Genomic DNA, 16951 nt, shown 5'->3' with positions numbered 1-16951 from the left:
AGATATCAGAACAATAAAAAAGACAAGCTCTTATTAAGAGATTGTCTAATGAAATATGCTTATTTGATCTGGATTTGTCACATTTAGTTTATCTGCAAATATTCTCAGCTTATAATCATACGTTACTGGCTTTGTTTTAAAATTCACTGTAACACTGGTTACCAGCGCTAGTAACAAACTTCGAATATCTGTATTAGTATGATTTACTGATTCTGCAGTTATTGAATCTATAGCATTATCAATTAGTTCCTTAGTAAAGCTAAAATTGCTCTTCATGTCAATCTGCTTGTGGTTGATTGTTATTAGTTGATCTATCTCCATAATACTCTTATTAAGGCTTTGATTGTAGAGTGTAAGAATATTGATTACCTTTTTATTTTCATTCTTTTGCATGTACTGGCGTAGCTCTACTTCTAACTTGCTTTTTTTAACTAGATATTCAGCCTTAGCTTCATGTAATGATTTTATTTGATTTTCTAACTCTTGTATTTCTTTATTAAGAGTGACTTCAACAGCGTTATATATTTCGTCTTTCGTTTGCCATCTTACATCAGCTAAGATTCTTGGAACCATATCATCATGGAGTCTCTCTAAGGTTATATAGTTATTGCAGGAGCTACATATATACTTTCTTTCACCATAGGACTTACCCGTATTTGACGTAGTGCGTTGATTTTTAGTATCTAGCAGCTGTTTACAAGTTTTACACTGAACTAAATCTTTTAGCAGGAACGATGTTTTGATAGCTTTCGGACTTGTTTTCCTAGTCTTCCTATCATGATAAATCGACCAGCAAAGTTCCCACTCTTCTTTTGTAATGATAGGCGTAATATATTCTTGGTCAGCTAGAATCCATAGGTCACGTTCTTTTAGCGAAGATGTTCCTGATTTGCGTTTGCCCCATGCAATATAACCTGCATAAAAGGGGTTTGTAATAATCGCCCTTACTTTTTCTTTGGTCCATTTTTCTTCGCTATTTATCTCAGATAGATGATTTGCTATAGCTTGAAAGCCTTCACCTTTTTTATATAGTTCGAACATTTTTTTAACATAAATTAGTTTTTCTTCGATAGGTTCAAAGGCTTCATTGCCTCTGGGCTTAGCTATGTACTTATATCCGTATGGTGCTCTGCCGCCATTGAAATGTCCCTTCTTGGCCTGAGCTACTAGACCATCATATGTTCGAGTAATAATTTTTTCCAACTCAATTTTAGTAAAAGTATCTTGCACAATTTGATAAAGATCATCTTCGTGGTCATAAAGTGTTTCCTTGGAGCTTATGACAATTGGAATCTCTAACGTTTTTATTTTTAAGCGGATAATCATATGCTCTATCGGATTTCTAGCAAGACGATCATTACTATAGACTGCTATAAAATCAAATTCTTTTTTCCTGGCGTCTTTCAACATTCTTTGAATAGATTCTCTTTTTTCAAGTTCTACTTTACTAGCGGATACACCAGGATCTAAATATTCTTCTATAATTGAGCACTTATACTTTTTTGCAAGTTCATATACAGATTGTCTTTGGCTATCCATTTGCTGTTTATCAGTGGAGTGTCTACCATAGAAAATACCTTTCATTCCTGGCTTTAGAACATCTTTAAGGGACATTATTGAATGCCTCCTTTGCTTCAAAGAATGGGTGTTTGAAAACTATATGGAAGGAAGATGAAGACACTGTAATTTTATAGATTATATCTTTCAACAAAAACTGTTGCACTTCAGTATCGAGTTTTTCGAAGTTTGGTAGCTCCTTGTGATAATCAGATATTTTCTTAACCATTTCTACTAACTCTGATATTTCGCTATAAATATTTTCTTTACGATAGAGTTCGTCTGTATATTTATCATGTTTCTTAATTAGGTCCGACATTATCTGATCCTTTTTCGATTTATTATTAGCTTCTAGCCATTTCTCAGTATGTTGTACTAATAGATTTTGAATTGAATCAATCTGCTGATTAAGCTGCTTAATCTCTTGTTCTAAGGCAATCTTGCAATCTTTTTGATAACGCTGGGACAGTCCTGTGAAGTTTGATTTTATTAGGTTCTTAAAGAATTCTAAGCTCATTTTAATTGTTGTTTGTTCAACCTGTTCTTTATTGATATATATGTGGCTATGTTCAGAGCATTTGTACTTTAAATTATCTAGATTTCTCGCATTATTTGGTTTTAGCAGCTGGTTACATTCTTTGCAGAACAATATACCATCTAACAAAAAAGTTAATTGTTTTTTATCGTGATTTGATGAGCCAGTTTTGGAAGATATCTCTTCTAATATCTTTTGAGCTTCATACCAATCGGTGCTATCTATAATTGAAATATGCTTAAACTTTTCCAGAGTTAATTTTTCTTTATTTATGTTCATCTCACGAGTACCCATGTAGATTGGGTTAGTTATTACATTTTTTATAGTAGCAGCAGTCCAAGGCTTACCGTCTTTTGTTAGTCCTGCTTCATTAACAGCTTTCGTAAGATTCCTAACTTTAGCGTGCTTTTTACTTAACAATTCATTATATAGCTTAATAACAATTTCTAATTGATGTTCTATACGTTCGATTTTATTACTGTCTTTATCTAATTTATATCCGTAAGGTAATCGACCAACTGTTTTACCTGATAGGAAATTTGTTTTCCTAGTCTGCATAAGTCGCTCAATAATTTGGTTACCCTCTCGTTCATTTATGCAGGCTCTTATAAGTTCAAACAATTCACCAACGTCTGTGTAATCAATAGGAGATTCATCACTAGCTCCGAAAATAACTTTAATTTTTTTATCTTTTAAGAGTCTATAGATTTTCGCATACTCTTCCTTTTGACGGGCTAGGCGATCTCTTTTATAAACAAATAATGTTTGAACATTATCATTCTCAATGTCATCAAGTAGTTTTTTCAAGGCAGGTCGTTGGTTTATTGATAATTTTCTGGCAGAAATATCTTCATCTAAATATTCTTCATCGATTGGTAGCAAGTGTTCAATAGAACGAGTTAGGATGGTGTCACGTTGCATATCTATAGAGTTTTTCTGAAGATTCGTTGAGTTTCTTAAATAAGATACAGTTTTCATAAAACCCTCCCAGTCTTTGGCGTGGTAGTACAACATATGCAAATATTTTTATGACTAGTCCTTTTTCTGGGCAGCTTGTTTGACAACTTCATTCTTAACCATGTCAACATAGATACTAAACCAGAGCTTAGCGGCATTAGGATCATGAATATAACTAACTGATGCGACCATCCCTTTTTCATGTTTGTCTGTTTTATGAGACTTTTTCAATCAAATTCACCCTTTCAGGAGGTAATGATGTATACACAATTAGGTAAAAGAATTAGAATGCTTCGCTTGCAAAAAGGTGTAGGTTTAAATGAAATGGCAACACGATTAAATGTTTCAGCAGGGTACCTGAGTAATCTAGAGACTGGAAAAACAGAGACCATTCAACTATCTTTGATTCAAAATTTACAAGAAGAGCTTAATGTTACTCTTAGTGACTTCTTTATCAGTACAAATAAGGAAAATGCTAATCTTAAGGAGTTTATTTTCAGACTGAACCACGTGAATGATTTACTAAAAGACCTGAACAACAATAACCCAGAACTAGCTAATTATCTTTTATCAGTAGTTGAACAAGGTATTGATGTATTTAATAGCAAAGTGTTAGTTAAATAATTTCACTGTTATCATTTACTGTAGTATCTAAATTATTCATTAAACTAAATGTTTTTTATTTAGATGAATAATCTCAAGAAAAAACGAGAGTATAACCTATATAGACTGGTTAGCTCTCGTTTTGCTGTTTAATGGATTTATTTTTCAAAACCTATGGTAATTTGCTTTGCCTTTTCGTCACCGAGCTGTTCTTTTACTAAATGTTCTGCTGCTGCTTTTCTAACTTGTTTTGACCAAGTGGCAAACTTCTCTTTTAGTTGCTTCAGAACGGTTGGATCAGATATCTCTTCAAATGATTCGAACGAAATATCGGTATCATCATTTTTTATAGTAAATGTTACTTTCACTTCATCCATATTATCTCCCCCTGATAAAACTTATGTGATTACATAAGGGGGACAACCCTAAAAATTCTTACAAGCTCATGATTAAATTTTACTCCGCATATATATAGGACAAACGCAAGGAGGGATAACCTATGGCAAAAGCAATTGATAAAAATACTGACAAATCCATAGCTCTCTATTGTCGTGTTTCTACAGATGAACAAGCACGTGAAGGTGTTTCTCTAGATGAACAGCAAGTACGGTTAAAGTCATATTGTCGTGCTATGGGCTGGGATATTACTCCATTAGTATTTGTTGATGATGGTTATTCAGCAAAATCAACAGACCGCCCTCAACTCAATAAATTGCTGGCAAAAGTTAAAGCTGGCGAACTCTCTAAAGTAATGGTTACAAAGCTAGATCGTATGAGTCGAAGGTTATTAGATCTCCTTAAGATGATTGATTTATTTCAAGAACACGATGTTTCATTCATATCAATAAGTGAATCCTTTGATACGAATACACCCTCTGGAAGATTAACGTTACAGGTATTAGGAGCAGTGGCTGAATTTGAACGCGAACGAATTCGCGAGCGAGTTTTTGAAAATATGTTTCATGCTGCTAAAGGTGGTAAATGGCTTACCCAAAGTCCATACGGTTATAGGCTTCAGGATAAAGAGTTAGTTGTACATGATGAAGAAGCTAAAATTGTGCAGAGAGTTTATGATGCCTACCTTGAGAAAGGGTTAGGCTATTTTGCTATTGCAAAAATGCTAAACGAAGAAGGAATCCCTTCTCGCTTTAATAAAGAATGGTCATTACGCTCAGTGAAACTAATGCTTACCAATCCAGCTTATAAGGGAACTTTAGTATGGAACCGTGTTGATTCTAGTAAGAAGAGCCGTAAGGAAAAAGATGAGAGCGAATGGGTGTCTCTTGACGATTGCTTACCAGTTATTATTAATGAAGACAAGTGGGAATCCGTCCAAAAACGTGTTAATGGCACCCAAATTGCTCCTCGAGCTAAATCCAGTCCGCATTTACTTGGTGGACTTCTTAAGTGTGGTAATTGTGGATCTGGTATGAGTATAGGCTGGTCGGGTTCGAAGAATAAACGTTATAGAGTATATCGTTGTTCAGCTAATAAAAATAAAGGGACTTGTACAAGTAAGCAGTACCGTGCTGATGATGTTGAGAAGTGGTTCAAGGAGGGTTTAAAGAAATTACTTGATTCACTAGATGAATCTTTAGTGCCTATGATTATAGAGCAGAAGAAAGAAAAATACATAAGCAATATACAAGATAGGATCAATGTAGCTAAGAAGCGTTATGAACGGAAGGTGGAAGCTTATTCTGCTGGGTTAATTACTATTGAAGATTTGAAATTAGAAAAGGATAGAATGAAGCAAGATATAAAGTTGCTTAAAGAAATTGAGATGGTTCAGGAAGATCAATTTGATATCGGAAAAATCACAAAAGATATACAAAAAAAGACATCCGAAATTTTAGAGTCTTTAGAAGTTCTAACAATTGAAGAATCCAAGGCGTTAATCTTTAAACTCATTGAAAAAATTATTTTAATTAAAAATTCCACTGATATTAAAATATATTTAAGAAATTAAATTATTACATAGCCAAAAGTATTTGAAGCTACTTAATGTACTAGGATATGTATATATAATTAAAATTGGTTGGGGTGATAGGATTCGAACCTATGCCGTAATAGATGTCCCCTCTTGGACAAAACCCTAATGTAAGGTTTTCTCCAAGGAGGGCGCTCTACCGCTGAGCTACACCCCAATATATTTATTATAACAACTTTCTAATTCGTCTTTAGTAAATTTTATTCCAAATGAATCAGTAGAAAATTTAGAAAACTTTCTACTAAAAATCTTTGGTGGATACTTAGTAAGTTTTTGTTGTAAAAACTGATTCAAACACTCATCTAATATAAAAATTCGATTTGAATGTTTAAGAAGTTTATTATCGATTTCCTTACACATTAATCTTGAGATATTAAAATATCCTATCAATTCATCATGAGTAAAATAAGAAAGATTCTCAGATCGGAAATCTATAACATTTTTAGGAAGCTTGTTTTGCCAATAATCTACTATTTTTTCTCCTTTATAACGAATAATGAAAGCAATATCTTTAGAATTCTGACCATTATCATGAATAATTCTATTTCTTCTTAGTCTTATATACTTTAATGTGTACAGAAAACTATCATCAAAAATATCATCTTCTTTAAGATTCTTATCAATTCTATTTAGTAAAGCTTGTAACCTACTAGTTTTTTCACCTTCATCAACTTTTATATCTTTAAACATTTGTTCATATTGTTCTAAAAAAAAATCTAAATATGAATACATATGAATAAAAATACCACATAACATTGTTCGTTCGTAATTTTTTATCTCAGTCTCTAAATCTTTCACTTTAACATTTATAGATTTACTATACATATTTTCTTTAAACAACTCACTAATAAACTTTGTCTCTTTATTAATTAAACCATTTTTTGTGTTTTTTTCAAACTGTTTCATAACAAACAAATAGAAACATAGATTATTATTAAGGACAGATATGTTTTTGTTAAAAATTCGAAAATACGGACTGCGATATTTATCCATTTTGCACCACCTGCTGTTTAACTAATTTATGAAAAATGCTATATTGTATTACTCATTTTTAATTAATTCTGATAATCTCTTTTTCTTAATAAACTCTAAATAATCTAGTGGTGATACTTGTTCTTCATTAAGAATTTTTTCTGCTTCTATTCGCCATAGCAAATCACCCGACTCCAAAAAGCATCTGCGCAACTTTCGTATCGCCTCAATAGCTTTCCTTGCCCAATTAACATATTCGTCTCTGTTAATATACCAAATATTTTTGCCATGTATTGATGCTGCTTCTTCAATTTTATCAGCATTCGTTATCATTATAGTTTCTATAATCGCATCTCTTTTCAATATATCTATCTTATCTCTTATCCAATTTTCATGGGTGATAGCTTGTCTTACATGTTTTACTGGTATTTTTTTTATTTCTTCTTTATATATTTTATCTTCAGAAACAATACATAATTTATCATTTAATATCCACCAAGGATCTGGATCTGCCTGACCGTTAGAATTATCTGAATGATATCCAAGTAGTGTACCTAGTTCTTTATGCCCTCTTTCAAAATCGTTTCCATCATCACTCTTTAATAGTTCAAGAATTTCTTTTGCTTTTCTTTCAAAATTACCACTATGTTTAATTCCATCACGAACGATTTGTAGTTCTATTCTCTCTATAACGTCTACTATACCTAAATCGTTGTGCTGTGTAATATTAACTTCCCTTCGGTCTAATATTTTATTAAACCAATTAATCGACTTTGTGGAGTTTGAGGCCTCTTTAAAATAGCTTCTTGAAACTTCATAGTAATTATCTAAACCTTTTTTATAAATCTGATTAGCTATATATCCTCCCATATAGTTCCAAAAACCTTTATACCCTTTTAAAGTGTCACCAGAAAGTATAGAAATAATAATATCTACTTGTTTTAACGCTTCTTCATAATCTTCTTTCCATAAAGCATATTGATATTCTACTTCGTGTGCAGATGATAATCTTAATTTTTCAAAGTCTTTGCTTTCAATATTTAAAGTATTTGATTCAATAATTTCATCTCTCATATTAATAATTTGGGCTTCAGCTTCTTCCCATTCAGGCCCTCGTTCAAAAAATAACTTTAATAGTCCTAGAAAGCTATCAATAGAATCATGATTAGTTGATTGCTCGTACCCAAAATCTAACTCGGCTCTTAATTCAGGGTGATAATGAGTAATTTTTTTTGGTGAAATTAATGAGTTTTCAAGTTCATTACCAAATATACATACAGCTGCATAATCAACATCAGAGCGTGTGCATCTACCAATCGCTTGTATTATTCTTGTTCTTATTCTTTCATTAAATAAAACTGAAGCAGCCATTCTGCTAGTAATAAACTTTTCCTGTAAATGGGTAGCCGATGGAAGATCGCCGATTATTAACATGTTACATTTATCCCCATCTAAATCAATTCCGTCATATCTATTTGCTAATATAGCTACTCCATCCTGAGATTTGACAAATTCATCGGTCGATTTTTCAATGTCTCTACTAGAAAATACTTCCGAATTTGTATTATCATTAAATATCTTTTGAAGAGATTTAACTCTGTTATCATCTTGAACCAAGACTAGCATTCTATTTGTCATTTTTTTAATCATTAATAATACTTCCATATTCATTTCATGTGAAAACGAAGCATTAGGAAATATAAAAAATCTTCTCCCAATACTTTTTTTATCCCATTCCGCTACCATCTTTAATCTTTTAATGTTTTTTACTCCTGTAATACGCTCTAATTCACCACTTTTACCTAAAGTAGCTGACATGTATATTCTTTGTTTCGCCTGTTCAAATGGGTGATGCGTCAAAGTAGGCGGTATATAAGGTCTTATCAATATTCCTCCCCAGCTCAAATACATATTACATGCGTGCAAATTATGTTTAATTTTTTCCCATGAATACCACAAATTCGTTTCTTGTACATATTCTTCAATAATAGGCGAAAGCTCATTTGCTTTACCAATAAATTGTACATTAGGTAATTTATCACACCAATAAATATCTTGCGCCATAGGATTATTATTAACCATTCTATTATATAGAGTTTCTTCAAGTACATCTTTCAAGTTTTCTACCATAGAACAATAAAGCTCGACATGTTTAGTGCGGGATATTTCTAATGACCAAACACTGGCAATATAATTTTCACAACTATGTGCATCATCTAATAAAATAATATCTGCATCACTAAAAAAAGAATTATTATTAAAAAGACTACTATAATTAGTTATAGCAATTGTTTCAGCTCTATTATACGCTGATACTGAATCAGGATTATAATTTCTAATACTACCAGTAAAGCCATGAACTTTTATTCCATATACGTTTGTAGCTCTGTCAACCACTTGATAAACCAATTGGTTATTAGGACATAAATATACAACTTTTTCCTTGTTTTTTCTTCTTCTATATTCTCCTATCAATAATCCTATTAGTGTTTTACCACTACCAGTAGGTAACTCTATTGCGATATCTTTTTTGTTAATTACATCTTTTTCCATATATTGATCTATCATTTTCGATTGATAATCTAGAGGTCCATTAATTTTCCTTTTCTTATTGTCTTTATACATTTCTTGAGGAGTATCAAAGTTTACATTTTCCCTAGTTTTTATTCTAAACCCCATTACTTAACACTTCCTTCTTTCCTCATTTTTTAACCTCTCGAAATATTTCTAGAAACATCTTATCTCTATCATAGTCTCTTCAACAAAAATTTCCGTTTTCCTTTCTCGAAAAATGTTGAAAATTGTCAAATAGCAATGTTTTTTTAAATTTTAACATTACCATACACAATTTGCCAATAAAAAAGAAGAACTAATTTTCAGTTCTCTTGAATGTTTGAAATATTCACGTAACATTATTCCCATATTAATATTGTGACTTGTTAACAGATCTATATAAGTTTTGGAAGATTTATATTTAACTAGCAATATTGAATGAACAGTCATTTAAAGCTAGTTATTCAGATTAAATATCATATCGTCGAGCTTGTTATTACATAACAATAGTTATTTGAATCTTTTGTTTTATGCTATAATATGAATAATCTAAAACAATTTAAGCACCTTAGGAGAAGGAAGCCCAGCCTTCGTTCATGATTTTCGTTTCTATCTGTGGCCAGAAATAGAGCATTTCATCGCGTATAATAGAGATGATATCCTTCTGCCATGGCTCTAGTATTTTACTGTTCTCCATAATAAAGTATAGTAAGTCTTTCTCTGTTACTTCTTTATTAAATTTCTTACAGGCGCTTAGCCTTGGTTTTCTGTCATTGTTTTCTTTTTCATACTGTCTATCGTCTAATTCCCAAAGGTCGTCATATTCTGTAGCTCTCGCAGAACTTGTTAGCTCTGACTTCTTTTTATTCACATGCTCATTTGCACTATTATTCTTGTTAGTATTTCTAAATAGAGTTGGGTCGATGTGTTCTTGTATGGATATTACCGAGTCAAGGAATTCTTCCACCGTTTGAATACCGTACTCTAGTTCATAGCTTCTAATTCTTTCTGCTGCTACTGACATGCTTTCTATCATATTCCTAGATGTATTACGGAATCTATTGTTATTTTTGAAAAAATCACTATGTCCTAACACATGGGCTGATACTAGTTTGTTTTGAATTAAGTTATTCCCGTCTAGGAGAAATGCATAGCAAGGGTTGGAGTTGACTACGAGCTCATAGATTCTATTGAGGTTGAAATCGTATTGTAGCTTCATACGATGAAAGGATTTACCGAAGCTCCAGTGTGAAAAGCGTGTAGGCATTCCATAAGCAGCAATTGTATATATTATGTCTGCTGGACAGACCTCATATTGCATTGGAAAATAATCTAGACCAAAGCTATTTGCTATATCCATAATGTCCTGAATAGCTTGTTCTAACTGAATCATTTCCTTATCGTTCAATGGCAGTCACCTCCTGCTTACTAAACATAGTTTTCAAGGCTTTATGAACATCGGGACGTTCCCTGATCACTGCCTTACGGAATTTCTTATGCTCCATGTGATTATATACAGTCATTAAGCTGGAATGGCGATTATATTGATTCACCTCACCGTATCCAAACATACTACTAAGTTCCATTAGCTCTTTCACATATTGAATACAACGTTCGTTATCAGATGTTAGATTGTCTCCATCGGAAAAATGTATAGGATATAGATTATAGCGTGCAGGGTTGTATTTTGAGTGGATAAGCTCTAAGGCTAACCGATAGGCTGAAGAGCAAATGGTACCACCGCTTTCGCCTTTGGTGAAAAACTCTTCCTCAGTCACAATTTTCGCTTCTGTGTGATGTGCAATAAATACAATTTCTACTTTCTCATAGCGGGTACGGAGAAATCGGAGCATCCAGAAGAAAAAGCTGCGGGCAATATACTTCTCGAATTGTCCCATACTTCCACTGGTATCCATCATTGCTATAATGACTGCGTTAGAGTGCGGGATAATGATTTCTTCCCAGGTTTTATAGCGCAGGTCATCAATTGATATGTTGCCGATTTCAGCTTTGCCATTTCTCGCATTTCGTTTTAGATTTTCAATTATTGTACGCTTTTTATCAATATTTCCTGTTAAGCCTTTTTTGCGAATGTCATTGAACCGAATGTCATCAACTGTAATCTGTTGATTCTCCTTTTGCTCTAAGTTCGGTAGCTCTAAGTCTTTAAATATGATTTCTTCTAATTCATCCACGGAAACCTCAGCCTCATAGTAGTCAACACCAGGTTGTTCGCCAGCGCCATCACCTTTACTGGTTCCATTAGCGGGTCTACCAGCTTGGTCCTTGGCTATAACGTCTCCAACATTGCTTTTGCCATCACCCTGCCCTGTATGCTGTTGTTTATTAAAGTTATAACGAAAACGAAATTCATCTAAGGAGCGAATCGGAATTTTGACAACGTCCTTACCCCTAGACATAATAATTGACTCTTCCGTAATTAAGTCTGGGATATTCTTCTTGATGGCTTCCTTTACTTTTTCCTGATGTCTTGATTGATCGAGATATCCTTTGCGGTGTAGTGACCAATCGTCTTTTGAAAGGATAAATAAGCGTTCATTCATATAGAAATTCACCCCCAGGAACCTACTAAGCTTTCTTATATCTATATGTATGCGTGATAATGCAAATGTTTCTTGGCAAAAAAAAGCCCTACCCATTACTGAGTAGAGACTTCTGATATGTTATATAATTCTTCCTGCTCTAAAAACGCTTCTAAGTATAGCCTTCCGCTGCTCTCACTGGTGATTATCTCACCTGTAGATGCTTTTGCGTTAGTTACTCTCTGCAGCTTGTTTTCCTGTAAATTAAAGGCTTCTATATCCTGTATAGCATCTGGTAGTGGTAATATATCATATTGATTTACTCCATCTTTTCTGTATTTGTGTACCCAAGTCGGAGTGTATGATATTCCTTGAATACTTGTCCCATCTTTGTTCTTCTCAATATCTATATTCACTATAATTCCGTTTTCAGTAAGATAAGTCCCTAAATACTCTACCCTTTGGTTTGAAATAAAATTACCTAGAGAATAGAATACTACTGTTTCTGTCCCACGATTTTCATTATATATAATTTCATAGGGTTGAATTACATGGGGATGGCTGCCGATGATAATATCTGCCCCGTATGCAGCCAGTTCACTTGCTATCCTTCTCTGGTAGTGATTCGGCGTTGTTGCGTATTCATTACCCCAGTGTAGGTAAACTACAATTAAGTCAGAGCCTGCATTTTGTAGCTTCATGATGCGTTCTTCCATCTTAGCTAAATCCTCATCGAGTCTCTCGTAGCTAAAGCTGTCTATCAATGCTGCTAGCTCGTTATTCATTAGTATCCCATTTATTGCTTTTCGATTGTTAACCATTGGCGTCTCATATGTATACGCTGTAATCCCTACATTAATATCATTAACGTTTTTAACGATGTAGCTTTGTTCATCCTTATTGCGCCGTGTACCAACAAAATCAAAGCCCTTTTCCTCTAGAACATCGATTGTTCTTAGTAGCCCTTGTTTTCCTCTGTCGATAGAATGGTTATTAGTTGTTATAATCGTATCGAATCCAGCGAACTTAAGTGCATCAGCAAACTCATCAGGTGTGTTAAATAACGGATAGCCTGTGAAGCCTGATTCTGGGCCAGCAAAAACTGTCTCGAGGTTTCCGATGGCAATATCTGCACGCTCAATATAAGGTTTCACGTACTTGAAATTATCATAGTAGGAGTATGTCTGGGTTTCACGATTATATGCCGCCGTGATTTGTGGGCTATGGACCATTAAATCTCCAACTGCGGTTATACGTAATGTTCTAATCGGTTCCTCGACTTCAATCTCTTCCTGCTCTTGTTCTTCTAAGGCTAGTTCTTCAAGATTTTCAGCATTCTCTAATGAGATTTGTTCTATGTATGAATCATTGTCTTTCTTTTCATTAGTATCTGCCGTTTGCATTGCTAAAGCAATAAACCCAGCACCTACTAGTCCGAATATAACTAAAAACGTTATTATATAAGTTTTCTTATTGATAGCATTCACCTTCTTTATTAGAAAAATATGAAAAACGCTCGTTTCTACTATAATAGTTCGTCCTACAGGGGAAATCAACCATTTCCAGGTAAAATGAAATATAACTTTCTATCTCTTACCGAAACCATTGAATATATTTCTTTGCAATTTTCGGTAATGTTCCAGAAAACAACGTTTTGCGCCAATATTGATCAGCTGCTTTTTGCAAGATAGCACCATGTGTTGGGTACGGGTGTATCACCTTAGAAATGTTACCGAGTTTATGTCCATGTTGCTTGGCATAGACAATCTCTTGCATCCAATTACTAGCACCTTTCCCAACAGCGTGGGCTCCTAATATATGCCCTTTGCTACTTGTGATAATCTTCAGATACGCATCAGTACAATGGTCAGTGACAAATCTGTCCACATCATCCCCAGCCACCTTGTATACCTCAATGTCATTACCATATTGTTGACGGGCCTCATTTTCCGTTAACCCCACGTGATAAAACTCTGGATCTGTATATGTTACCCAAGGAAGATTATCGTATCGTACTTTGTTCTTTAAACCGAATAACGCATTTGCTATTACAACCTTTCCTTCATGCCCAGCAGCATGGGTAAACTGATAATGACCAATAACATCACCTACGGCATATATATTAGAAGCAGTAGTTTGTAAGGTATCGCTAACTACAATTTTACTATTCTTTATTTGTACCCCTATTTTTTCTAAGCCTAAAGACTCAATGTTGCACCTTCTTCCAGCCGCTATTAACAACGTATCTGCTTCTATTGTCGTTGGCCCTTGGGAGTTTTTGTTACTTTCTTGGCTTTTTCTTTGAATGTGAAGACGCATAGTTTTCTTCGTTTAATCTAGTAGCTCTACCTTGTACACCTCTGAAAGGAATTGAAAGTTTATTTCTTTCGCTAACGCTTCAGTAGCAAATGGGACTAATTCTTGATCTTCTTTAGCAAAAATTCTGTCTGAGCGCACAATAACTGTCACTTGTGAACCAATTCTTGAAAAAGCTTGAGCCATTTCTAACCCAATCGGTCCACCACCTATAACTACTAACCGCTTTGGAGCTTCTTCGAGGTCAAAGATGGTCTCATTAGTAACATAATCGATTTGTTCTAGGCCAGGAATATCAGGTATAAAAGGACGGGATCCTGTAGCAATGACTATACGCTTACCATAAATAGTCTTTGGCTCTTGATTTGTGTTATTTATGACTATTTCTTTGTTCGTTTTAAAGGAGCCTTGTCCATGATAAACATCTACTCCTAGTCCTTCAAATCGCTCAACACTATCATGCTTTTCAATTATCTTCTTGGCAGCCTCTACCCTTTGCTTAGCACGAGAAAAGTTAATCTCACCAGTCACTTGAACCCCAAATTCGTTGGCGGCTTTTTTCATGTTATATATTTCTTTTGCTGATTCTAACAATGCCTTTGATGGTACACAGCCATAATGTAGACAATCTCCACCAGGCTGTTGCTCCTTTTCAATTAAGGCAACCTTAGCTCCGAAGCTGGATGCTCCAGCTGCTACCGTAAGACCAGCTGCTCCACCACCGATAACAATAAGATCGTATTGTTTCATAAAATCTTTCATCTCCCATCCAATCCCATAGAGTAATCTAGCATCTATTAGTAATAATACCTTAAAGTTGTTTGAAAAGTTAATCAGCATTAAAAAAGACAGACACAAATATAATGTGTCCGCCTTTATTCCATCACTTATTTTTTACCGATTCAACAAACTTCCCGTATACCTTAATAGCTCATTAGCGCAGATTGAGCAGTAGCCATATTCCTCGATTAGACGCTTTGTTACTTCGTTGATTTTTTTCAACTGGACCTCATCGGGAGTCTTTGAGGATGTGGTAATCTTGACTACATCCTTCAAATCTACGAACAGCTTCTTTTCGATTGCTTCCCGAAGCCGATCGTGGGAATGGTAGTCAAAGCGCTTGCCTTTCCGTGCATAGGTAGATATACGAATCATGATTTCTTCACGGAATGCACGCTTTGCGTTCTCGGATATGCCTATCTGCTCTTCAATAGAGCGCATTAGCTTCTCATCTGGATCTATTTCATCCCCAGTTATCGGGTCTGTTATTTTCTGCGAATTACAGTATGCCTCAACATTATCTAGATAGTTTTCTAATAATGTCTTAGCAGATTCTTCATAGGAGTACACGAAGGCCTTCTGCACTTCCTTCTTAGCCAATTCATCATACTCCTTACGGGCGACTGCAATGAAGTTCAGATAGCGGTCTCTATCTTCCTTAGATATGCTAGGATGCTGATCTAATCCTTCTTTAAGTGCCCGCAATACATCCAGGGCATTAATGCATTCCGTGTCTCGTTTAATTAGAGCACTTGAAATGCGGTTGATTACGTAGCGTGGATCAATGCCCGTCATACCTTCATCTATCCATTCGTTTTGCAGCTCTTTGACGTCTTTATCTTTAAAGCCTTCTACTTCCACACCATCATATAAGCGCATTTTCTTCAATAAATCCATACCTTGCTTTTTTGAATCCTTTAGTCGGCTTAGAATCGAAAATATTCCTGCTGCTCGAAATGTATGCGGAGCAATATGAACATCGCTCATATCACTTTGCCTAATTAACTTATCGTATATCTTTTCTTCGTCTGAAACCTTTAGGTTGTATGGAATCGGCATTACTATCATCCGTGATTGCAAGGCTTCATTCTTTTTATTACTAATGAATGACCAATATTCGGCTTCGTTTGTATGGGCGACTATCAGTTCATCTGCGGATATTAGGGCAAAGCGGCCAGCCTTGAAGTTCCCCTCCTGGGTTAAGCTTAACAAGTGCCAGAGAAACTTCTCATCACATTTAAGCATCTCCTGAAATTCCATTAACCCGCGGTTAGCTTTATTCAACTCACCGTCAAACCGATACGCCCTTGGATCAGATTCAGAGCCATACTCTGCAATCGTCGAGAAATCTATGCTACCTGTTAAATCCGCAATATCCTGCGATTTAGGATCCGAGGGACTAAACGTGCCTACACCAACACGGTTATCTTCAGAAAATATAATTCGCTCTACGAGCACCTGCTCAACTTTTCCTTTATAGTCTTCCTCTACGCGCACACGACAAACTGGACAGAGGTTACCCTCAACCTTAATGCCCATTTCATTATATAAGTCATCCCTCAACTCAGCTGGTATTAAATGTAGGGGGTCTTCATGCATTGGGCAGCCTTTTATAGCATAGACAGCGCCGTTATCTGTTCGTGTATATTGTTCTAGGCCTTTCTTAAGCATCGTGACAATCGTTGATTTACCACCACTAACTGGCCCCATCAAGAGTAATATACGTTTACGGACATCTAGTTTTTTTGCAGCCGAATGAAAATATTCTTCAACTAACCTCTCAATTGCTTTTTCTAGTCCAAACATTTCCTTGCTGAAAAATTTGTATTCTGTTGTATTATTTTTCTTTTCCATTCCAGCTTCTGCAATCATGTTATATATTCTTGTATGTGCCGTATCTGCCACATGTGGCTTCTCTTTTACAATTTTTAAATAATCTGCAAATGTGCCTTCCCATTTCAGCTTTGACTCTTGCTCACGATGGGCCGCAATTTTGTCTAGTATGTTCACAAGCACCCCTCCAAAGTAGTATAGGTTGCCTAACTGATATATTTATACTATGTTTATGCATGCAAACTAGAATGTTTACCGAACAAGAGAAATAGCCAAGCTTAAAAAAATATGTAGAAAGTGTGGAGAAAGTAT

At 34.8% G+C, this 16951-nt stretch carries 11 protein-coding genes, 1 tRNA gene and 2 pseudogenes; 2 read left to right on the top strand and 12 right to left on the bottom strand.

The window, feature by feature from the left end; genetic code table 11:
- Positions 1-45: 45 nt before the first annotated feature.
- Genes BHF68_RS04905 through BHF68_RS15335 form a run of 3 tightly spaced genes read right to left on the bottom strand, consistent with a single transcriptional unit; the run spans position 46 to position 3280 of the window.
- Positions 46-1614: a recombinase family protein gene (locus BHF68_RS04905; protein WP_069642555.1), complete on the bottom strand. Its 1569-nt coding sequence runs from the start codon at positions 1612-1614 to the stop codon at positions 46-48.
- Positions 1604-3070: a recombinase family protein gene (locus BHF68_RS04900; RefSeq protein WP_069642554.1), complete on the bottom strand. Its 1467-nt coding sequence runs from the start codon at positions 3068-3070 to the stop codon at positions 1604-1606. Before BHF68_RS04900 ends, BHF68_RS04905 begins: the two co-directional genes overlap by 11 nt.
- Before the next feature lie 54 nt (positions 3071-3124).
- Complete coding sequence (locus BHF68_RS15335) at positions 3125-3280, bottom strand: hypothetical protein (RefSeq protein WP_176719878.1); 156 nt, start codon at positions 3278-3280, stop codon at positions 3125-3127.
- Between the two features lie 24 nt (positions 3281-3304).
- Here BHF68_RS15335 and BHF68_RS04895 point away from each other — a divergent pair, with 24 nt between their 5' ends.
- Positions 3305-3673 (top strand): helix-turn-helix domain-containing protein, encoded by a 369-nt coding sequence (locus BHF68_RS04895; protein WP_301553599.1) that lies wholly within the window; start codon positions 3305-3307, stop codon positions 3671-3673.
- A gap of 137 nt (positions 3674-3810) precedes the next feature.
- Here the strand turns inward: BHF68_RS04895 and BHF68_RS04890 are convergent, their stop codons facing one another.
- Positions 3811-4029, bottom strand: coding sequence for a hypothetical protein (locus BHF68_RS04890; RefSeq protein WP_069642552.1), 219 nt, complete (start codon positions 4027-4029; stop codon positions 3811-3813).
- 122 nt (positions 4030-4151) lie between these two features.
- Between BHF68_RS04890 and BHF68_RS04885 the strand changes: the two genes are divergently transcribed.
- A complete protein-coding gene (locus BHF68_RS04885; protein ID WP_069642551.1) occupies positions 4152-5621 on the top strand; it encodes a recombinase family protein in 1470 nt (489 codons plus the stop codon).
- Positions 5622-5687: 66 nt separating this feature from the next.
- Here BHF68_RS04885 and BHF68_RS15330 read toward each other — a convergent pair.
- From BHF68_RS15330 to BHF68_RS04850, 8 genes and pseudogenes are all read right to left on the bottom strand, one after another.
- Positions 5688-5799, bottom strand: a tRNA-OTHER gene (locus BHF68_RS15330).
- The gene (locus BHF68_RS04880; protein WP_069642550.1) at positions 5790-6635 is read right to left on the bottom strand and encodes a hypothetical protein; all 846 of its coding nucleotides are present in this window, start codon (positions 6633-6635) and stop codon (positions 5790-5792) included. Before BHF68_RS04880 ends, BHF68_RS15330 begins: the two co-directional genes overlap by 10 nt.
- Before the next feature lie 48 nt (positions 6636-6683).
- Complete coding sequence (locus BHF68_RS04875; protein ID WP_069642549.1) at positions 6684-9293, bottom strand: DEAD/DEAH box helicase family protein; 2610 nt, start codon at positions 9291-9293, stop codon at positions 6684-6686.
- 448 nt (positions 9294-9741) lie between these two features.
- Positions 9742-10575 (bottom strand): annotated as a pseudogene (locus BHF68_RS04870) (SpoVR family protein); the annotation flags it as partial.
- Positions 10565-11731, bottom strand: coding sequence for a sporulation protein YhbH (gene yhbH, locus BHF68_RS04865; protein ID WP_069642547.1), 1167 nt, complete (start codon positions 11729-11731; stop codon positions 10565-10567). The pseudogene BHF68_RS04870 and the gene yhbH, both read right to left, overlap by 11 nt.
- Before the next feature lie 95 nt (positions 11732-11826).
- On the bottom strand, positions 11827-13197 hold the full coding sequence (locus tag BHF68_RS04860) for a CapA family protein (RefSeq protein WP_141706234.1): 1371 nt from the start codon (positions 13195-13197) through the stop codon (positions 11827-11829).
- Positions 13198-13303: 106 nt separating this feature from the next.
- Positions 13304-14776: pseudogene (locus tag BHF68_RS15545) on the bottom strand (dihydrolipoyl dehydrogenase family protein).
- 144 nt (positions 14777-14920) lie between these two features.
- The gene (locus BHF68_RS04850) at positions 14921-16816 is read right to left on the bottom strand and encodes a PrkA family serine protein kinase (protein ID WP_069642545.1); all 1896 of its coding nucleotides are present in this window, start codon (positions 16814-16816) and stop codon (positions 14921-14923) included.
- Between the last annotated feature and the right edge of the window lie 135 nt (positions 16817-16951).

This window comes from Desulfuribacillus alkaliarsenatis, assembly GCF_001730225.1.
Classification (GTDB): domain Bacteria; phylum Bacillota; class Bacilli; order Desulfuribacillales; family Desulfuribacillaceae; genus Desulfuribacillus; species Desulfuribacillus alkaliarsenatis.
This window is presented reverse-complemented; position numbering and strand designations above follow the sequence as displayed.